Here is a 20,020-nt window from a genome sequence, read left to right as displayed (position 1 = left end):
ATTTTGGTATATTACAGAAAAAAGTATACAAAAAAAGAAAGTGAATCACTCCACTTCCTTCTCTTCTTTATTACGGAAAACGATTGCACTGCGATTATACTCCACATCTTTTACTTGTAATCGAGCGTTTATTACTCTAGCTACCGCAAACAAATAATCAGATAATCTATTTACATACTTTAGAACAACTCCATTTATTTCCCCTTCTTTTTGCAAGGACGCTACACATCGTTCTGCTCGCCTTACAACTGTACGCGCAATATGAATAGCAGCTGCCGCTTCGCTTCCACCTGGTAAAATAAAACGCTCTAACGGCGGTGCTTCTTCTATATACGAATCAATCCTTCTTTCTAAGCTTTCAACCATTTCAATCGTTACTTTATGAGGTGTTTTCCCCTCTACTATCGCCAAGTCTCCCCCGCAATCAAATAGTTCATGTTGAATATTTTCAAGTTCATTGTAAATATCTCCAAAAGATCCGCCTTGTAGCTTAGTCATTGCATATCCAATATGAGAATTCGCCTCATCTATCGTGCCATATGCTTCAACTCGGATATTATCTTTATCCACTCTGCCGCCTATTACACTCGTTGTCCCTTTATCTCCTGTTTTCGTGTATAATTTCATCACTTCACGACACCCCTCTTACTATTCTTCATTCGACTAAGATAGAAAAAAAGTTCTACTATTATTTATTTAATTGATTTTACAAAAAAATAAAAAACAGTAGAACTTTATTCATTATCAACTTTAAAAACGTATATCTAAATTATACGATTCGGTAAATATACAGAGAATGTAGTTCCCTCTCCAACAACACTTGAAACAGCAATTTTACCATCATGGCCTTGCACAATATTTTTTGCAATCGCAAGCCCGAGCCCCGTTCCACCTTTTTTTCCACGTGTTCTTGCTTTATCAGCTTTGTAGAAACGATCAAATAAAAATGGAATATCTTCTTCTGGAATACCAGCGCCCGAATCTCGTACTTCAAAAGTAAGACCATTATTTTTCGTATCAATTACAAGCGTTACATGTCCGCCTGCATTCGTATGACGAATTGCGTTGTCAATTAAATTCGTCAATACTTGTTCCATACGATCTGCATCAAACGGGTATTGTTCAATTGGATTCTGGAAATCAACCGTTAATGCGACTTCTTTATCCTTTGCAATTCCTTGGAATTTACGACCTATTTTTTCAACGAAAGGATGAATATCAACTTCACCTATATGTAACTCTACATTACCACTTTCCATACGCGCTAAATCTAATAGTTCATTTACAAGTTTACCTAAACGAACAGATTCATCATAAATGATTTGAACAAACTCATTAATTTCTTCTTTCGTTTGCACAATATCATCTAAAATCGCTTCACTATACCCTTGAAGCATTACCATCGGTGTACGAAGTTCATGTGATACGTTTGCAATAAAGTCTTGACGCATCTTCTCAAGACGGCGTTCTTCCGTCATATCACGTAATACAGCTACAGCACCACGAATTTTCGTTTGGTTGTAAAGCGGCGTCATAAGAACTACATAGTTCCCTTTTTGTAAATTAATTTCAACCACTTGTTGTTGTTCACTTTCTACAACAAGATGGAATAATTCAACAAGTTCAGAAGGCAGCTTTTTACTGAGCTCTACTTCTTTTTCCTCTTGCCAAACTTGTAAGAAATGTTCAGCCGGCGGATTGATTACAACGACTTCACCTTCTTGATTTAACGTAATAACCCCATCTGCCATACTACTTAAAATACTAGCTAGCTGTTCTTTCTCTTGCTGCAGAGCATTCATATTAAACTTCAACTGTTTCCCCATTTGATTTAAGGCCGTTGCAAGCTCACCAATCTCGTCCTGAGATACCATAGGAGCTTTCGCATCAAACTTCCCACGCGCCACCTCAAAAGCAACCTCACGCATTTTACGGAGTGGTGCTGTAATTCGAGTAGATAAGAAGAATGCAAAGAAAGTTGTTAATATAATCGCAATCCCTGCTGATAAGAAAATGAAATCAGTCGTTCTCTCCATACCTTGTATCGGAACTTTTAAAGATTCGTATACGAACACTGCACTTTGATTTTTTGACTGCACTGGTTTTCCGACAATCATAATATCATTTTCAGTGTTTTTATTCTTTCTACTATTAGAGGCTTTTCTAATGTTATTCTTAATTTCTTTTTTGTCTGTAAAAACAGCCGCTAATTCTTTATCTTCTTTCAAATCATCCATTGTAAGAGTGACTAACCCTTCTTGTTTCGGCGAAGAAGATATTTCTTTACCATCTTCTACAATAATAATCCTTGAAAGGGGATCAGAGAATTTGTACGCGATATTCTCAATCGTTTTTACATCGGCACCTTCTTCAATTAACTCTGAGACACTTGTTGCAACCTTTTGAAGTCTTGCTTCACTCATATCAACATAATATGTTCTAAAAAACTGTGAAAGTAAAATCGCAACAAATCCAAGCACAAACGAAACGAGAAGTAATATGGTCATCCATAACTTCCCTACTACACTTCTCCAAAGCATCAGTCGTTCACAACCTCAAACTTGTAACCTACGCCCCAAACGGTAACAATCATCTTCGCAGCATCTGGTGATTTTTTGCTTAACTTCTCACGTAAACGCTTTACATGCGTATCAACTGTACGTAAATCTCCGAAGAATTCATATTGCCATACTTCTTTTAACAATTGCTCACGATCAAATACTTTATCAGGCGCTTTCGCTAAGAATAATAGTAATTCGTACTCTTTCGGTGTTAAGTTTACTTCATTACCATCTGCTGTAACACGGTGTGCATCATTATCAATTGTTAAATGAGGGAACACAGTAACATCTTTTGTCGTTGTATCTTGTGTAAAGAATGTTGTTGGTACTGAACGGCGTAAGACCGCTTTCACACGAAGTACTACTTCACGTGGGCTAAATGGTTTCACAATATAATCATCAGTTCCTACTTCAAACCCCTGTACTCGATTTACCTCTTCACCCTTCGCTGTCAACATAATAATTGGCGTCGCTTTCTTCTCACGAACTCCTTTACACACTTCAATACCATCTTTACCAGGCATCATAAGATCTAGTAGGATCAAATCGTAATCATTTTGCAGTGCCATTTCTAAAGCTGTATCACCATTGTCCGCTTCTTCAATTGTGTATTGTTCTCTTTCTAAATACATTTTCAACAAACGACGAATACGATCCTCATCGTCTACAATTAAAATTCTTGATTCATTTTCCATTTCTACCCGTCGCGTACTTTTACCACAACGGTTTACACCTACCCTTCTACACTAGTATGTTACGCTATTCTCGTTTATTTAAGCAATCTTCTAAATGTTTCACTTCCCATATTATGCTTCACAAGAATAATAAAGTTTGTTCAATTTTTTTCCAAAACTATGTATTTTTTTTGAACAGTATATAATGTCCTCGACATCATTTTACAAAATCAACCGCTACTTTGTCATGTTTTTCTCAAAAAAGAAGAAAAGTTGACAAAAATAAAATAGGAAAGTGACATTCACTCTCCTATTTTATTTCTCTATGCGTATGAATGTAAACCCGCGATAATTAAGTTTACTACAATAAAGTTAAACATAATAATTGCAAAACCAATTACCGCTAACCACGCTGACTTCTCTCCGTGCCATCCTTTTGATAAGCGTAAATGTAATACCGCCGCATAAAAGAGCCAAGTAATAAGCGCCCAAACCTCTTTTGGATCCCAGCCCCAAAAACGCGTCCACGCTATTTGTGCCCAAATCATGGCGAAAATTAATGCACCTAATGTGAAAACTGGGAATCCAATTGCAATAGAACGATATCCGATTTCATCCAGTAAATCACTATTTGTATTTTTTACTAACGGCTGAAGTGCTGCCGATACTCGTTTCCGTAAAACAAGTCTTAATACAATATAAAGTAATGTCCCAACTAACACTGACCAAATAACAGTATTTAACTTTTTCGCATTTACAATCGCTGGAACTTCAACTGTCGGTTCTAATTTATTTTCTGTCAATAACTTTCCTTCGTGCGGTCCTACTAAAGCCGGAAGATTGTACTTCATTTCCACTTGTTGTTCATTTTTATCAATCCATTGAAACTTCGCTTCATATTTCATACTAGAAAATACCGTTGTCACCCCAATAAAACCAACTGTACAAACAAGTGTGAACACTACCGTTTCTAACCAAAATGTACGTTTACTTCTCGTTGATTGATCTACATTTTTCAATAAATACATAACGCCCGTAATAAAACTAATTGCTAAAATTGCTTGTCCTGCCGCTGCAGTCGTCACGTGAATATGTAACCAATTACTTTTTAAAGAAGGAATAAGCGGCGAAATTTCCCTCGGAAACATACTTGCATAGGCAATTAATAAAAGTGCAACTGGTAATGCAAAGAGTCCGATTATACTTACGCGATACATAAAATACATGACAATAAATGCTCCGACAAGCATCATGCCGAAAAATGTACCGAATTCAAAAAAGTTACTAACTGGTGCATGTCCTGATGCAATCCATCTTGTAACAAAATATACTGTCTGTGCAATAAACCCTAAAATTGTAATCGTTATTCCTATATTTGCCCATTTATGACCCTTTTCTTTAATGGCTCCCCCGAAAAATAGAGTTGCAATTAAATATAAAATAAATGCGGTAAAGAGGAAGTTACTACTTATTTGCACCATATCGTTTCCCCACCTTAACTAATTTTTTTATCCACTACTTTATCGCTTGGCTGCGGAATTGCTGTACCTTCTAGTACTCTTTCAATATCTTTCTTTAAACCGAACCAATTTTTATTCGTATGTCCTGCAATCCACCATTCATCATTAACGCGTTGTATCCAAATACGGCGATGATTCCAATACATCCCTTGAATGACACCAACCATAAATATAAATCCTCCAATACCGAGAATCCAAAGCGTTAAATCTTTCCTTACAGTAAGTGCTGTTGCATTTTGCATTTCAACACCTGCAAACGACATTTTATATTTGTTATTCCCATCTGGTTCTATATTTTGCTGAATACCAACAAAACTCACTTCACCATCTGGTGTTTCAGGCGTAAACATTTTAAACACAAATGCAGGGTTGTTTGGCAATTTCGTTTTTGTATTCGGTCTTCCATTCTCGTCAAAATAAAAATCAGGAAAATAGCTTAATAGTTCTAAAGAATAACCATTTCCTAAATCGAATTTTTCTGTAGGATTCGTTAAATCAACTTTGATTGGTCCCCACTTTTGATTATTTTCTTTGTTTTGCAAATGGAATGACATGCTTTTAAATTCACTTTCTTTGTAATCCACTTGATAAACAGCAAATTGATCAAATTTCATCGGCTCATTTACTCGAATTTCCGCTTCTTTTATCTTTTCCAATTTCGGTTTTTGTCCTGCTATATTTTCGCCAACCACTTTATATAATACCGCATTCGTTTGGAAGTTTTTCGCAATCATTTTATCACCTACACGGTCAATTGCTTCATCAAAAACTTCCTTGTCCTTACTTTTATCGTAAACTTCCTTTATAAATTTCTCGTTTTTTAGATAGTATTGCCCATCCGTTCCTGGTATTTCTTTCGTTTCACCATCACGTAACCAAAGCGCTTCGTCTACGTACATACTCGGTAAAAAACGGAGCATTGCACCGAATAAAAAGATAATGAGACCGATATGATTCACATATGGACCCCAGCGTGAAAACCGTCCCTTTTCAGCTAAAATGTTACCGTCTTCCACTTTCACGTTATAGTTCGTTTTCTTTAAATTCATTTGGATTTTTTCCAAATCACCATCTTGGGGTGTACCAGTGCCGTATAATCGTTGTCTCTTTAAAAAGCTAGGGTGTCTTTTCACCCCTTGCTTCTTTAAGGCTTTATAAAGCGGAATGACACGATCTAAACTGCATATCACAAGTGAAATACCAATTGAAGCAATTAAAATCATATACCACCACGAACCGTATAAATTATTAAATCCTAATTGATAGTATAATTGTCCTAAAAATCCATATTCTTGTTTATAATATTCAGCTGGTGCAATCCCTGGAGTTATGTACATTTCTTGTGGAAAAATAGTTCCAATCGCCGATGCAGCTAAAGTGATTACAATGAGCCATACACCCACTTTTACAGAAGAGAAAAAGCTCCAAATTTTATCGACAATCGTTTTTGTTTGCGTGAGAGATCTTCGTGCACTCCCCTCATAGCGCATATCCAATAGTTTTATATTTTCATTGCTTTCAAATGGTTTCCCACAAGCCTCACAAAAAACAGTTCCTATTGGATTAACATGTCCACATTCACACTTAATTTCTTTCAACACTCTCACCGCCCCTGTATCTATATGTACTATTGTATATTCTAACCTCAAGTTACCGCAATACTCAGAATTTTTAAACCGAAGGTGCTATAGGTGAGCACCTCTTATGTAAAGGCTTTCTTTATTACGGAGTAATTTTCTTTAAATATCCTTCTAACTGTTCTTTCGTTTGTTCACCTATAATTTTCTCGACTACTTTTCCATCTTTATCAATCAAGAAGCTTGTCGGTAATGGTCCTACGCTATATGTCCCTATGATTTTTGTTCCTTTATCAATAGCGACTGGGAACTTCAAATCATATTGTTTCACAAAGTTCTTAACAGCAATTTCTGTTTCATCTGCATCTAACGCAATAATTTCAACGCCTTTTTCTTTATACTTTGGATATAATTCATTCATATAAGGCATTTCTTTCTCGCAAGGTTTACACCAAGTGCCCCAAAAGTTTAAAAATACACCTTTTCCCTTTAAATCTTTTAATTCAATTTTCTTTCCTTCTAAATCTGTCACAACAAAGTTAGGTGCTTCTTTTCCGATTTGCATTTTCTCTTTATCAGCAAAGAATCCTTGATAAAGTGTAAATCCTACAGCACCACATAAAATGAGCAGAATAATAACGCGAAATAATAAGCGATTTTTTTTCATATTGTCTCCCCTCTTCGACGAGTGATGAATATATGTATTTTTTAATAAATCACCAGCGGAGCATTCCACTGGTGAAATTTTCACAAGATCGATTAGCGAGGCTTTGTAGAAGCCAATGCACGTAATTGTTTTACCTCATGTGGTGTCAATTCTCTTGCATCACCAGGTCGCAGGCTTCCTACTTCTAAGAAAGCATAGCGTTCACGCTTTAGTTTCACTACTTTACAATCTAACGCTTCAAACATACGACGTACTTGACGATTACGTCCTTCATGAATTGTTAATTGTACAATCGCCATTTCTTTACGCTTGTCCCAAGAAATAATTTTCACTTGTGCTGGTGCTGTTTTCCCATCTTCTAATGCAACACCTCGTTCTAACATGCGAATTTTCTCACCTGTTAATGGCCCTTTAATTTTTGCAACATACGTTTTTTCAACTTTATATCTCGGATGCATTAATACATTTGCAAATTCCCCATCATTTGTCATCAATAATACGCCCGACGTATCATAATCTAAGCGTCCGATTGGGAATAAACGTTGTCTAATTTCAGGGAAAAAGTCTGTTACAACACTTCTTCCTTTATCATCTGATACACTTGAAATTACGCCAGTTGGTTTATATAGTAAAAAATAAACAGGTTCTTCTTTTTCAAGAGGGATGTTATTTACTTCTACTTTATCTTGAGGAGTGACTTTCGTTCCTAACTCCTTCACTATTTTTCCGTTAACTTTCACTTTTCCTTGCTGAATTAATTCCTCAGCCTTTCTTCTTGATGCAATACCTGCTTGCGCAATCACTTTTTGTAATCGTTCCATTTCTTTTTTTCACCTCGAATTTATCTTACCTTACATTAGAAAGACTTGGCAACCGCATACACTTGACGGCTTTTCGCTTCATCTTACTTAAACAACATAGCGATGATAATAAACATATAAAGGTCAAATCATGTTTTTACCTTTTATTATTGTCCATATTCTTCATATTGCTCACAATAAAAGTTCATCATTTTGTCAAAAATACCGCATAAAAAAACCACTATTAAGCAACACCTTAATAGTGGTCGTATACGTATTATAAGCGAAATAGCATAAAAAATGAATAGCATTACTTAAACATTAAAGAAACAAACACAATTGAACAAATAATTCCGATCAAATCGGCAAAAAGTCCTACTTTTAATGCATCTCCCATTTTTCTAATTCCAACAGCTCCGAAGTATACTGTTAAAATATAAAAAGTCGTATCTGTACTCCCTTGCATCGTAGAAGCCAATCTTCCAATAAATGAGTCTGGCCCATATGTGGCAATTAAATCGGTCGTAATACTTAAACCAGCAGAGCCTGAAATAGGGCGTATAAGTGCTAGCGGAACAATTTCTGCTGGGACATGAATTAAATCTAACATCGGTTTCATTACTGATATCATTGCATCTAACGCACCTGAAGCTCGAAATATAGAAATAGATACGAGCATTCCAACCATAAACGGTAAAATGGAGATTGCAATTTGAATTCCTTCTTTTCCTCCCTCAACGAATGATTCATACGTTGGCACTTTCTTTATCGTGCCATATAAAAGGATAAAACCAATTACACAAGGGATTACCCATAATGAAATTGTATTGACAATGCTCATTTTTTCCGCCCCTTCCTACTCCTTCTTCGGTAAAAATAGCGGTCAATCCAAATCGCTCCGATCATAGAGAGTACTTGTGCAATGAATGTTACCCCAACAATTTCAGTAGGATTCGCTGATTCATACGTCATTCGAATCGAAATGACAGTCGTAGGAATTAAAGTAATCGCTGATGTATTTAACGCGAGAAACGTTACCATAGAACGACTCGCAGAGTCCTTCCCTCCATTTAACTCTTTCAATTGTTCCATTGCTTTAATACCGAGAGGGGTCGCTGCATTACCTAACCCAAAAAAGTTTGCCATCATATTCGATAAAATAAATCCCATTGACGGATGATCTTTCGGTATTTCTGGAAACAACCTTTTTACGATCGGCATAAAAAGTGACACTAACTTTTTTAACAACCCTGCTTCCTCTGCAATTTTCATTAAACCAAGCCAAAACACTAAAACACTAATCAGTCCTATACAAATTGTTACTGCGTCTTTTGCTCCGTCAAATACAGCTTTATTTATTGCTTCCATCGTTCCATTTATCATGGCATATACGATCCCTATGACTGCCATCGCTACCCATACGAGATTAACCATCGCTTCCAACACCTATCATATGAGAAAAAATTTCTTTCACATTATTCCAGTACATTCCCGTTGTAGCTACTAACTTTCGTTTACTATAAAATAAATTCCGTTCTCCAACTTTCTCATTGCCAACATAAATTTCTGTCTTCCCAACCTTTACACCATCCTTAAGTTTTGCACTTTTATCGAGTTCAACTTTTAATACGACATCCTTTCTTTCTTGCTCAGTTAATGGCACCGCAAAACTATTTTTTGTATAGACATGATTGGCATATTTCTTTTCAGTTATTTCAGCAAGAGCTCCTTGTCCTACAACGTTCGTTTGCTTGAAACGTTCAAAACCCTTATCAAATAAATTCATATGATCATCCCAATCGCTAGAAGCGCTCAAAGTCACGACAATTAGATCTAGTCCATCTTTTGATGCTGTTGTAACAAGCGTCCGTCCTGCTTTCTTCGTAAAACCTGTTTTTCCTCCTGTTGCAAATTCATAATACGACGTCACAAGTTTATGTTTGTTTTTCCACGGATAATCCCATGAGTCTGATTTATACGTTTTTGTTCCAAAAATCTTCTTAAAGGTTTCGTTCCCCATTGCATACTTCGTTAAAAGTGCCATATCATAAGCGGACGAATAATGGGACCCATCTCCATCCAAACCATGTGGGTTTGAAAAGTGCGTATCTTTCATTCCAATTTGTTTCGCCTTTTCATTCATTAAATATACGAACCCTTCTATACTCCCTCCTACATTTTCAGCAATTACTTGTGCTGCATCATTACCAGATCTAAGCATGAGTCCGTATACTAAATCCTCTAACTTCACTTTCTGTCCAGGCTTTAAATAAATTGCTGATCCCTCTACTCTCACCGCTTCATTACTAACCGATACCATTTCTTTCATTTTTCCTGATTCAGCAGCTAACAAGGCTGTCATAATTTTTGTTATACTAGCAATTTTTTGTGGTTCATGTTCTGCTTTCCCGTATAATACACGACCTGACTGTTGCTCCATTAATACAGCATTTCGAGCACTGACATTACTGTTCATCTTTGCATATGTAGGAATTGGCATAACGCTTGCATACATAATAAGAAGCGTGATTATTACACAAATTCGTCTCATATTTCCCCCCACGTCCTTTTGGCACTTTTTGTACAAGTGTATGCTTGGCCTTTTAAAATATGAACGAAATCTCTTGCCCCTTCCAATAAAAAAGACGCAGAAAACCTGCGTCTAATACGGTGTCCATTCAATTTGTTTCGCACTTTCAAATCTTTTTTCGACATCAGGCCAATTTACAACATTCCACCAGTTTTTAATATATTCATCTTTTCGATTTTGGTATTGTAAATAATACGCATGTTCCCACACGTCTAGTACGAGGAGCGGTATCGTATCCCATTGTGTAAATAATTGATGAAGTGTACTCTGCAAAATTTCTAATCTTCCAGATCGTGGAACCCAAACGAGAATCGCCCATCCTGATCCTTCCACTTTAGAAGCTGCTTCTGTGAAATGTTTTTGAAAACGTAAAAAACTCCCAAAGTCTTGTTCAACCTGCTGTGAAAGAGCCCCTCTTGGACTTCCACCACCATCTTTTTTCATGTTATTCCAAAATATCGTGTGTAAGTAATGACCTGATCCATGAAAAGCCGCTTCTCTTTCCCAATGTTTAATTAAATCAAATTGATTCGTTTTTCTCGCTTCTTCCATCATCTTCTCTGCCTTATTTAATCCTTCCACGTAACTGCGATGATGTTTATCATGGTGTAACATCATAATTTCTCTAGAAATATAAGGTTCTAACGCATTATACGGATAAGGTAATGGTGGAAGTGTGTGCCCTCCAATTGGAACAGCTCGTTCACTACCCCCTCTTTCATATAGTTCATATTCCTCTTCTCCCTGCACGAATACTTCCTGCAAGTGATGCTGAATATGTTCTACATCATCACTTATTTCATACATAAACTCTGCATCTGTATCATACTCATGCTCTTTCATACGATCCAATAACGTTTGAATTTTATAAGCAAGCATATGGACATCATACACTTCCATTGCACGGCTATCTAATACGTGAAGAACACTTTCACACCAGCTCTCTACTTCATGAAAGTAATCTGTAAATACACCTTGCTGACTCATGTTACACCTCCTTAATGCTATCCCCATAAATATATTCAAAGGAAATCCCTTATATAACTTTACAAAAGGAAAAGAAGCTAAGTCCCCTTAGCTTCTTTTTCGCAATTAATATTTGTGTAACATCTTTGTTTGGTAATCCGTCTCATAATATTCTAGTTCTTCACGCATCAATTGAAATTTACCTTCTAAACTCTTCATCACTTGCTCTACAGATGCTGGTGGCGTTTGTTGAAAAACAATGGAGTTTTTCCCTGTATAGGCAGACCGACTATTTTCATACCAATGATCACTCTTTGGTGAGAAAAACTCTGCAATTACTTGATGATAAATTTTATATAAAATTTTTTCAGCTGCTGTTTTTCGAAATGGCTGGCTATTTAACAGAACAAAACATGCATCATGTCCTTCTTCACAAAAAACGAGAAGACGTCTCATTGATGCTAATAACCCTTTATAATATCGCTCGTTCCCTGCTGGTGTTTCTTCTAATAAAGAAGGCAACGTATGATAATTTACATAATTGGTTATCAAAGTAATAACATCTTCTAAAAACATAGAAACTTGTTCTGTTTGATTTTCAACCATTAGATTAGACATTTTTTCCCTCTCCTTTGCCATTTCACGCTATTTCTACTCTTTTATTTTTATGTAATTCAGCCAATATTTCTTGTACTTTCACCACTGTTCCCGCATCAAAATATTGTTGGAATTCTTCTATATTATTTACATACAAACGTTTTTGTGTACGAAGCTCATTCTCTTTCAGTAAACAACATATCGCTACAATTTCCCGCAAATATATGTCTTGTTCTTCTACTTGACATACTGGATTTCCTTCAAAAGAAGTAATTTCTTGTAAAACTTCTTCAAAATATCGAACGTATAAAACGGAAAAAGTTCTCTCTTCATTATTTAATATATATGTCACTTCAGATCTATTAAAGAAATCTTCTGATGTATTAGGTTTTGCTTTCTCTAACTCATATCCCGCATAACCTATTATAATCATCTACTTCCCCTCTCTTCCTTCTTTCAATTTATTTTAACTTAATTTTCTGACAAACGGAATACTCTTTTAAATATAACCGTTATAAAAAATAGCTTCCCTATAAAGGAATTTACCTTTTTATTTTTCTTGAAGTTTGTCATAATAATATTATTGTCTCAGTTTTCTTATACAAGGAGAGTTGTATTTATGTCGTTTTCATGGAAACGTTTCTTACAAATTGGGAAAATTATCTTCCCATTTATTGTATTAACAATTGTATTCTTTCAAGCAAAAAAAGAATTAGCAGGCATTTCTTTTTTAGAAGCAATCAATACAATTAAAAACATTCCAACCGGAGGAGTCTTTTTAGCAATTACACTTGGCGCATTTGCCGTATCAACAATGTTCTTTTATGACTATGTTATGCTTCGTTATTTAAAAGCTGATATACCAGTCCAAAAGATTTTCCGTATCTCATGGATTGCTAATACTTTAAATGGATTTATTGGATTTGGTGGTCTCGTTGGAGCTGGTGTACGCACAATGCTTTATCGTCCATACATAAAAGAAAATGGCAAACTTATTAAAAGTATCGCCTGGATGACAACTGCTTTTATTAACGGATTAGCCATTCTTTCATTCCTCGGTCTTATTGGAATATTAGACACAAGTTTTATTTTGCATGAAAAACCGTGGCTATGGCCTGTTCTTATCTTCTTTGCTCTTTTCGTCCCTATATATATTGGATTTTCTAAACTTAAAAATAGAAAAACAAACCAAACTGAAGGACAAGAAGAAGAAGAAGAGAAAAACCCAACTGTTTTATACTCATTAGTTTCATTAGTCGAGTGGGTATCTGCTGGTATTGTTATGTACGTTATATTAATATTATTTGGCATCGATATCGAATTTCAAAAGTTTTTAGGTGTATATGTAATTGCTGCTTTAGCTGGCGTTGTTAGCCTTGTACCTGGTGGACTTGGGTCATTTGATCTTGTCTTTTTAACTGGACTCGGACAATACGGCATTGATACAGGCGTATTACTACCTGCTATGTTATTATATCGCCTTGTCTATTACATTTTACCTTTCTGCCTTGGTCTTATTTTTGCAGCTTTTGAAATGACAGGCGTGGCCATTAAAAAGTTTGAAGATAAACCTTTTATTGCGCCTGCACTAGAAACAACTGGTGTTATATGGACCTTGCAGCGTGACTTTCTAGGAAAACTAGGTTCATGGGCATCTGCTGCTTTAACAGTATTTGCTGGCTTAATGGTTATTTTATCGACCATTCTACCAACAAGTATAAACAGGGCACACGCCTTACATATTCTAGCTCCAAAACATCTTATTCAATTTTCTTTTAGCTTATCACTAACATTTGGTATTCTCCTGCTAATCCTTTCGCGAGGGATATATTATGGAACAAAACGTTCTTACTATATGACGATTATTTCTTTAATCGGGGCAGCCATCTTTAATACGCTCAAAGGAATTGATATTGAAGAGACGTTTATTTTATTAATCGTACTCGCTGTATTATATATGCTTCGTAAAAGATTTGTACGAGAGAAAATGGAAGTTTCGCTTTCTGATATGGTAAAAGTTTTTATATTCTTACTTATAACTTTATATTTATATAAAAACTTAGGTATTTTATTTGCAGGTGCAAAAGAAGCTTTTAAACCTGACTTTGTCGTTCGTAATATTACACAAGTGAAACGAAGTGCATTAGCAGCTGCCTTTTTCGTTCCTACCTTTTTACTGATTGGCTCACTCATTGCCAATCGTTATCGAAATGAATTTCCCGGGCAACCAGCTAATGATAAAAGATTGCAAAACTTTTTAGATGAACATGACGGAAATGTACTTAGTCATTTAGGATTTTTAGGTGATAAACAATTCTTCTTCAGTAGTGATGGGAAAGCGCTCCTTCTCTTCTCTATAACAGGAAAACGTCTTGTTGTGCTAGGTGATCCAATTGGAGATCCTTCCTCCTACCGTACTGTGTTACAAGAGTTTTTAGCTGAGGCTGATCGATTTGGATACATTTGTGTATTCTACCAAATCGAAAGTAAATGGATGAGTTTATATCATGATTTTGGTTATAACTTCTTTAAGCTTGGTGAAGAAGCTGTCGTTGATTTAAATACATTTACAATAACAGGGAAAAAACGCGCTGGTATGCGAGCGACTTTCAACCGTTTTGAAAGAGAAGGCTATACATTCTCTATTCACCAGCCACCATTCTCAGATGAACTATATGAAGAGTTAAAGAAAGTTTCAGATGCGTGGCTCGGCGGTAAAAAAGAGAAAGGCTTTTCACTCGGATACTTTGATCGCGAATATATTAGCCGAGCACCTATCGCTACATTATCTGATGCAGATGGAAAAATCATCGCATTTACAACCTTTATGCCCGTATATCAAGACGGATCATTGTCTGTTGATTTAATGCGCTATTATCCAGATGCACCTAGTGGCATTATGGATGCAATTTTCATCCACCTGTTCCAGTGGGCAAAAGAAAATGAATACCATTCCTTTAATATTGGTATGGCACCACTTTCAAATGTAGGTTTATCGACACAATCTTTCTGGTCTGAACGAGTTGCTGCTGCCATCTTTAATAATGTTCGTTATACGTATAGTTTCAGCGGGCTACGTCATTTTAAAGAAAAATATAAACCAGCATGGAGCGGTAAATATTTAGCATTTAGAAAGAATCATTCTTTACCAATTACAATGCTCTCTGTAACAAAATTAATAGGAAAAAGAAAAAACAGCTAAACATTTAGCTGTTTTTTCTTTTTTGAACTTGTACAATAAATTCTTTTTCATATTTCTTACCATTTATATAGAAATCTCCCCATATTTTATACGCTCCTTCGGCAGGAAATGTAATGCGATATTGTACTTGCTCATCTGTATCAACAGGTATTGCGTATAAAAAGTTTTCTCTCGTTTCGTCCACAATATAGAGCGCCTCGACTTCTCCTCTCTCTGAATGTAATTTCAATTTTTCACCCTTTTTCGCTTGGAATTGAAACGTTAATGTCGCTGGTTCATTTGGATGCAATGCACCAAACAAAAGAGAAACTTCATACTCCCCTATTTTTTTTGTAAGTACACTATCGATTGGGAATTTTGCTTTTTTCTTATTTTTTTCGTCCATCTCTTTCCCAAAATCATTCTTCGCAAATGATTGCACAGACTTATTTTTGTCTTCATATAAAAATATTGTATAGCCTTCATCTTTCGCTATTTTGGAAGATACCTTATAGGATCCATTTCCTGCAAATGTAGGTTTCATTTGTTGTACTTGTTTTAATTGTCCGTCTACAATAACTGCCCGAATTTGATCATTCACACCACGAACTTCGTTATTTTTATGATTTAGTAATTGAAACAAAATATCTACTTTCTCATTTCCTTTTCCATTTGACACATCCCATTTTACTTCCTGAACATCACCTACAGTCTCTGTAGTTTCCTGATACTTTTTTATGTAAAATCCGCCTAGTACAATAAATAATAAAGCAACAAGTCCAATGACAAGATTTTTCAAAATATCACCTACCATTTTTATTGTCTCTGTTCATACAAAACTTCTTACATATATATTCTAGATTATGATTTATGAAATCCTCCTGCTTTGCACATATTACAAATAATTAAAAGATTTTAATTGAAAGGATTCGTAGTGTATAATGCAAATGATATTGATTTCTATCAATACATTATAAGGAGGACTTTTCATGAGTGTACATATTGAAGCAAAACAAGGCGAAATTGCTGAATCTATTCTATTACCTGGTGATCCATTACGTGCAAAATATATTGCGGAAACATTTCTAGAGGACGTTACATGCTATAATAACGTGCGTGGTATGTTAGGTTTCACTGGAACTTATAAAGGAAAACGCGTATCTGTTCAAGGTACGGGTATGGGTGTTCCTTCTATTTCTATTTATGTAAACGAATTAATCCAAAGCTACGGAGTTAAAAATTTAATTCGCGTTGGAACTTGTGGTGCGATTCAAAAAGACGTAAAAGTACGTGACGTTATTATTGCAATGACAGCTTGTACGGATTCTAATATGAACCGTTTAACATTCCCAGGTTTTGATTTTGCACCAGCTGCAAACTTTGACCTTTTAAAGAAAGCTTACGATGCTGGAACTGAAAAAGGCTTACACGTTCGTGTTGGTAATGTTTTAACAGCAGATGTATTTTACCGTGAAAGCATGGACATGGTTAAAAAACTTGGAGATTATGGTGTACTAGCAGTAGAAATGGAAACAACTGCTCTTTACACATTAGCAGCGAAATACGGTGTAAATGCCTTATCTGTATTAACAGTAAGCGATCACATTTTCACTGGTGAAGAAACAACATCTGAAGAGCGTCAAACTACATTTAACGAAATGATTGAAATTGCTTTAGATGCAGCAATTCAACAATAATACACTAAAGAACTCGTCATACGTCTGTCGAGTTCTTTTTATGTGACTTTTTATTAAAAACTACTTTCGGAAGAGACAGATTTTCTCCTCTACTTTTTTGTAACGTTTGTTATAATAAAGAAATCATTTACAGTATTTCTCACAAGAGGTGACGCAGTGAAAAACAGAAGTATCGTCTTTAAACTATTTTTATTAACATCAACATTATTTACAATCATATTCCTCCTTTTTTTCTTAGGACAATCTCTATTTTTAGAGAAATTTTATATTAATAAAAAAGTAAAAACAGTTCAAACTGCTTTTGAGAAGTTTGTAGATACTTACGAAGAAAGTGGTAAAACTTATGAGGAAGTTCGAAAACTAAAACAAGAGTTTCATGATAAAACAAATGCTGAAATGCAGTTTTTAAATGCGAACGGCATTATTAAAAGCGACAATAATTTTTACATTGATGTAATTAACCCTAAAAATAATAAAGCATATTCCATTCCACTCAATAATGTTTTAACGCCCGAAGAATATAATAAATTTGAAAACTTAGGATTGAAAAAAGATGGGATGATAAACGTCGTCGGTTTTGTACAAGATTCCACCATAACACCGCTAGAATTGACAACAAACTATAATCGATGGCAAAACGAAAATGTCAATTCAGATTTTCAATCCATTAATGGCAACCCTGCTAAAAATAGACTTACAAGCCGATCCAAAACTGTGACTCAAATTGAGTTTACTGGTATTGTATCTAAGTTACAGCTTCCATCCAAAGCGGATGTTCGCCTTGCAAATGATTTTGAAACATTACAAGCCGTTCAATATTTTGCAGAGATTATTAGAAATGGCACTGCTAACTCGCAGCAATTAAACACTTATATAATAGATGGCGGAGAAAATATAAAAAATAGTATCTTTGTAAAACCTATTATTGAAAATGGAAAAATTAAAGAATACGCTTTTGCGATAGCGTCTTTACAACCTGTTAATGAAGCAATGCTCGTTTTAAAGGATTATTATGTCTATGCCTTAATAATCGTATTTCTCGTAATTATTTTATTATCCTTCTACTATTCAAAAATCATTGTGAAACCATTAATTAAAATGAATCGCGTTACAAAGAAAATGGCCAATTTTGATTTTAGTGAGAAATTACCTGTAACAGCAGACGATGAAATTGGTGGGCTTTCCGGCAGTATTAATACGTTATCTGTAAACTTAAAAGACCGAATCGATCGATTAAATGTTGCCAATACAAAATTGCAACAAGATATTGAACGTGAACGTCAATTGGAAAAAACGCGAAAAGAATTCATTTCTGGTGTATCACATGAATTAAAAACACCACTCAGTGTAATTAGAAGTTTCGCAGAAGGAATTAAAGATGGCGTTAGTAAAGATACGACGTATTACACAGATGTTATTTTAGAAGAAACAGAAAACATGAACAGACTTATTGTTGAAATGTTAGAATTGGCAAAATTAGAATCAGGTACGTACAAACTAGATATGACGACATTCTCAATCGGTGAATTAATTCAACAAGTCTATACAAAGTTATTATTTAGCATGGAGGAAAAGCATTTACAAGTAAACATAGATGTAGACTCTTCGATATTTGTTAAAGCTAATCGTAGTCGTATTGAGCAAGTCGTTGTGAACTTACTTAGCAATGCAATTCGCTATACGCCAGATGGAGAAAAAATACAAGTCTCCGTTATAGCAATGAAAGATACAGTAAAAGTCGAAATCGAAAACACAGGAAACCCTATCCCAGAAGAAAGTCTTGAAAAAATTTGGGATCGTTTCTACCGTTTAGATGCATCCCGTAGCCGTCATACTGGAGGTACCGGTCTCGGTTTATCTATTGTAAAAAACATTTTAGATCTCCATCATGCCGAGTACGGTGTATATAATACGACTAATAGTGTTATATTCTACTTTAATTTACAAAAAGTAAAAGAAGTCAAATAATTTGTCTTAATTTCACTAGGAGTTCACATGAAATTCACACTCTCCCTTTATAGTTAGAAACAAGTTAATCCTTTCCTTTACACACATAAAAGAGGAGAGTGCGTGAAATGAAACAAGCAGGACAACCTATTCAAAATGAAAAACAATTAGAAACTATCAAAAATATACTTTTACAATCTTCGAAACGTGATGGCTTATTATTCGTATTAGCTGTAAATTCTGGCTTAAAAGTAAGTGAAATCTTACAATTAAAAGTTAGTGATGTAATCGATGAAAATGAAAATGTTCGCCATTCCATTTTATTTTACAATGAAAAGGTAAAGAAACATAAATGGTTTGCTGTAAATGAAGACTTACAGCACGCGATCGAAGACTACATGAAAGAACGTAAAACTTGGAAACGTAATGAACCATTATTAAAGTCTCAAAAAGGAACAAAATCTATTACGAGACAACATGCATGGTACATTTTAAACAAAGCTGCAAAAGAAGTTGGATTAGAAGGGATTAGCTCACATACACTTCGAAAAACTTGGGGATATTGTGCATACAAATCAGGTGTTGACATCGCATTTTTACAACACTTCTTTGATCATAGTACTCCATCAAAAACTTTAAAGTACATCGGTATTGCTTAATAACTCTTATACATAAAAAAGGTTACCATTTATAAATGGTAACCTTTTTTATGTTTCACATTCTCTTTCCTTGTCTCTCCTATATTGTAGTGGTACTCTAATAGTAAGGGGGAGAAATTATGAACACATTAACAATCGAATTACCGAAAGAAACGGCTGAAAAACTTGATTTATTAAAACAAGCTTATGAAAAGAAAACAGGTGCTTCCATTTCTGAGAGTACTCTTGTTCAAACACTTATCTCAAAAGAATTTATCCAAGCGATAACTCCTTTTGATTTACAACAATTCGTCACTGGAAAAGAACAGCATTAATTGCTGTTCTTTTTTTTGATACTTTATCAGGAGTTTACTAGCATTCTACCCCGAAAAACTTCTTTACTTCAGCCAAACTTTTTATCAGGTATCTTCCTACCCGTTAATGTCTCATAAAAAGTTTTTTATTTATTTTTCGGAAAACTATTGACAATGATAATGATAACCATTATCATTTATTACGAAGCCAACAATTGATGAATCAACCAAACGCTCAGTAACATTGTTACCCCTCTTTTTCATATAGAAAGGCACTGTACATTCCCCCTG

The 20,020-nt window shown here is 35.1% G+C and carries 19 protein-coding genes; 5 read left to right on the top strand and 14 right to left on the bottom strand.

What is annotated here, in order from left to right:
• Positions 1 to 45 precede the first annotated feature (45 nt).
• The 13 genes from KZZ19_RS07410 to KZZ19_RS07350 form a co-directional block, all read right to left on the bottom strand.
• Positions 46 to 627, bottom strand: a complete 582-nt coding sequence (locus tag KZZ19_RS07410; protein ID WP_237982585.1) for a cob(I)yrinic acid a,c-diamide adenosyltransferase — start codon at positions 625 to 627, stop codon at positions 46 to 48.
• A 137-nt stretch (positions 628 to 764) separates the two neighbouring features.
• Complete coding sequence (gene resE / locus KZZ19_RS07405) at positions 765 to 2,540, bottom strand: sensor histidine kinase ResE (RefSeq protein WP_088095754.1); 1,776 nt, start codon at positions 2,538 to 2,540, stop codon at positions 765 to 767.
• On the bottom strand, positions 2,540 to 3,256 hold the full coding sequence (gene resD, locus KZZ19_RS07400; protein WP_000426862.1) for a DNA-binding response regulator ResD: 717 nt from the start codon (positions 3,254 to 3,256) through the stop codon (positions 2,540 to 2,542). The genes resE and resD overlap by 1 nt, the downstream gene beginning before the upstream one ends.
• A gap of 302 nt (positions 3,257 to 3,558) precedes the next feature.
• Positions 3,559 to 4,716 (bottom strand): cytochrome c biogenesis protein ResC, encoded by a 1,158-nt coding sequence (resC, locus tag KZZ19_RS07395; RefSeq protein WP_088095753.1) that lies wholly within the window; start codon positions 4,714 to 4,716, stop codon positions 3,559 to 3,561.
• Between the two features lie 14 nt (positions 4,717 to 4,730).
• Positions 4,731 to 6,356, bottom strand: coding sequence for a cytochrome c biogenesis protein ResB (resB, locus tag KZZ19_RS07390; protein WP_237982586.1), 1,626 nt, complete (start codon positions 6,354 to 6,356; stop codon positions 4,731 to 4,733).
• Between the two features lie 121 nt (positions 6,357 to 6,477).
• Entirely contained in the window at positions 6,478 to 6,999 is a 522-nt protein-coding gene (gene resA, locus KZZ19_RS07385; protein ID WP_088095751.1) for a thiol-disulfide oxidoreductase ResA, read from the bottom strand.
• A gap of 92 nt (positions 7,000 to 7,091) precedes the next feature.
• A complete protein-coding gene (gene rluB / locus KZZ19_RS07380; RefSeq protein WP_088095750.1) occupies positions 7,092 to 7,820 on the bottom strand; it encodes a 23S rRNA pseudouridine(2605) synthase RluB in 729 nt (242 codons plus the stop codon).
• Positions 7,821 to 8,109: 289 nt separating this feature from the next.
• Entirely contained in the window at positions 8,110 to 8,640 is a 531-nt protein-coding gene (gene spmB, locus KZZ19_RS07375; protein ID WP_000029511.1) for a spore maturation protein SpmB, read from the bottom strand.
• Positions 8,637 to 9,233 carry a spore maturation protein SpmA gene (spmA, locus tag KZZ19_RS07370; protein ID WP_000247806.1) on the bottom strand — a complete coding sequence of 199 codons (597 nt, stop codon included), beginning with the start codon at positions 9,231 to 9,233 and terminating at the stop codon, positions 8,637 to 8,639. Before spmA ends, spmB begins: the two co-directional genes overlap by 4 nt.
• Positions 9,226 to 10,350 carry a D-alanyl-D-alanine carboxypeptidase DacB gene (gene dacB, locus KZZ19_RS07365; protein WP_141532664.1) on the bottom strand — a complete coding sequence of 375 codons (1,125 nt, stop codon included), beginning with the start codon at positions 10,348 to 10,350 and terminating at the stop codon, positions 9,226 to 9,228. Before dacB ends, spmA begins: the two co-directional genes overlap by 8 nt.
• Positions 10,351 to 10,461: 111 nt before the next feature.
• Positions 10,462 to 11,376: a superoxide dismutase gene (locus tag KZZ19_RS07360; RefSeq protein WP_088095746.1), complete on the bottom strand. Its 915-nt coding sequence runs from the start codon at positions 11,374 to 11,376 to the stop codon at positions 10,462 to 10,464.
• Positions 11,377 to 11,481: 105 nt separating this feature from the next.
• Positions 11,482 to 11,973: a YpuI family protein gene (locus KZZ19_RS07355; protein WP_088095745.1), complete on the bottom strand. Its 492-nt coding sequence runs from the start codon at positions 11,971 to 11,973 to the stop codon at positions 11,482 to 11,484.
• A 22-nt stretch (positions 11,974 to 11,995) separates the two neighbouring features.
• On the bottom strand, positions 11,996 to 12,385 hold the full coding sequence (locus KZZ19_RS07350) for a hypothetical protein (protein WP_098343593.1): 390 nt from the start codon (positions 12,383 to 12,385) through the stop codon (positions 11,996 to 11,998).
• A gap of 186 nt (positions 12,386 to 12,571) precedes the next feature.
• On the opposite strand from KZZ19_RS07350, the gene mprF reads away from it, so the two are divergent.
• On the top strand, positions 12,572 to 15,154 hold the full coding sequence (gene mprF, locus KZZ19_RS07345; RefSeq protein WP_237982587.1) for a bifunctional lysylphosphatidylglycerol flippase/synthetase MprF: 2,583 nt from the start codon (positions 12,572 to 12,574) through the stop codon (positions 15,152 to 15,154).
• 4 nt (positions 15,155 to 15,158) lie between these two features.
• On the opposite strand, the gene KZZ19_RS07340 is transcribed toward mprF, so the two are convergent.
• Positions 15,159 to 15,947 carry a hypothetical protein gene (locus KZZ19_RS07340; protein ID WP_237982588.1) on the bottom strand — a complete coding sequence of 263 codons (789 nt, stop codon included), beginning with the start codon at positions 15,945 to 15,947 and terminating at the stop codon, positions 15,159 to 15,161.
• A 175-nt stretch (positions 15,948 to 16,122) separates the two neighbouring features.
• On the opposite strand from KZZ19_RS07340, the gene deoD reads away from it, so the two are divergent.
• The 4 genes from deoD to KZZ19_RS07320 all read left to right on the top strand — a co-directional run bounded on the left by deoD (position 16,123) and on the right by KZZ19_RS07320 (position 19,750).
• On the top strand, positions 16,123 to 16,830 hold the full coding sequence (gene deoD / locus KZZ19_RS07335) for a purine-nucleoside phosphorylase (protein WP_000110707.1): 708 nt from the start codon (positions 16,123 to 16,125) through the stop codon (positions 16,828 to 16,830).
• A 156-nt stretch (positions 16,831 to 16,986) separates the two neighbouring features.
• Positions 16,987 to 18,798 (top strand): sensor histidine kinase, encoded by a 1,812-nt coding sequence (locus KZZ19_RS07330; RefSeq protein WP_237982589.1) that lies wholly within the window; start codon positions 16,987 to 16,989, stop codon positions 18,796 to 18,798.
• Between the two features lie 107 nt (positions 18,799 to 18,905).
• On the top strand, positions 18,906 to 19,436 hold the full coding sequence (locus KZZ19_RS07325; RefSeq protein ID WP_000806236.1) for a tyrosine-type recombinase/integrase: 531 nt from the start codon (positions 18,906 to 18,908) through the stop codon (positions 19,434 to 19,436).
• Between the two features lie 119 nt (positions 19,437 to 19,555).
• Positions 19,556 to 19,750, top strand: coding sequence for a DUF3924 domain-containing protein (locus KZZ19_RS07320; protein ID WP_001094861.1), 195 nt, complete (start codon positions 19,556 to 19,558; stop codon positions 19,748 to 19,750).
• The last annotated feature ends 270 nt before the right edge of the window (positions 19,751 to 20,020 follow it).

The sequence above is a fragment of the Bacillus thuringiensis genome, from assembly GCF_022095615.2.
Classification (GTDB): Bacteria; Bacillota; Bacilli; order Bacillales; family Bacillaceae_G; genus Bacillus_A; species Bacillus_A cereus_AG.
This window is presented reverse-complemented; position numbering and strand designations above follow the sequence as displayed.

Bases quoted from the DNA above. Each gene is read 5' to 3' on its own strand.
- KZZ19_RS07410 (WP_237982585.1), bottom strand. From the start codon at position 627: ATGAAATTATACACGAAAACAGGAGATAAAGGGACAACGAGTGTAATA.
- resE (WP_088095754.1), bottom strand. From the start codon at position 2,540: ATGCTTTGGAGAAGTGTAGTAGGGAAGTTATGGATGACCATATTACTT.
- resD (WP_000426862.1), bottom strand. From the start codon at position 3,256: ATGGAAAATGAATCAAGAATTTTAATTGTAGACGATGAGGATCGTATT.
- resC (WP_088095753.1), bottom strand. From the start codon at position 4,716: ATGGTGCAAATAAGTAGTAACTTCCTCTTTACCGCATTTATTTTATAT.
- resA (WP_088095751.1), bottom strand. From the start codon at position 6,999: ATGAAAAAAAATCGCTTATTATTTCGCGTTATTATTCTGCTCATTTTA.
- rluB (WP_088095750.1), bottom strand. From the start codon at position 7,820: ATGGAACGATTACAAAAAGTGATTGCGCAAGCAGGTATTGCATCAAGA.
- spmB (WP_000029511.1), bottom strand. From the start codon at position 8,640: ATGAGCATTGTCAATACAATTTCATTATGGGTAATCCCTTGTGTAATT.
- spmA (WP_000247806.1), bottom strand. From the start codon at position 9,233: ATGGTTAATCTCGTATGGGTAGCGATGGCAGTCATAGGGATCGTATAT.
- dacB (WP_141532664.1), bottom strand. From the start codon at position 10,350: ATGAGACGAATTTGTGTAATAATCACGCTTCTTATTATGTATGCAAGC.
- KZZ19_RS07360 (WP_088095746.1), bottom strand. From the start codon at position 11,376: ATGAGTCAGCAAGGTGTATTTACAGATTACTTTCATGAAGTAGAGAGC.
- KZZ19_RS07355 (WP_088095745.1), bottom strand. From the start codon at position 11,973: ATGTCTAATCTAATGGTTGAAAATCAAACAGAACAAGTTTCTATGTTT.
- KZZ19_RS07350 (WP_098343593.1), bottom strand. From the start codon at position 12,385: ATGATTATAATAGGTTATGCGGGATATGAGTTAGAGAAAGCAAAACCT.
- mprF (WP_237982587.1), top strand. From the start codon at position 12,572: ATGTCGTTTTCATGGAAACGTTTCTTACAAATTGGGAAAATTATCTTC.
- KZZ19_RS07340 (WP_237982588.1), bottom strand. From the start codon at position 15,947: ATGGTAGGTGATATTTTGAAAAATCTTGTCATTGGACTTGTTGCTTTA.
- deoD (WP_000110707.1), top strand. From the start codon at position 16,123: ATGAGTGTACATATTGAAGCAAAACAAGGCGAAATTGCTGAATCTATT.
- KZZ19_RS07325 (WP_000806236.1), top strand. From the start codon at position 18,906: ATGAAACAAGCAGGACAACCTATTCAAAATGAAAAACAATTAGAAACT.
- KZZ19_RS07320 (WP_001094861.1), top strand. From the start codon at position 19,556: ATGAACACATTAACAATCGAATTACCGAAAGAAACGGCTGAAAAACTT.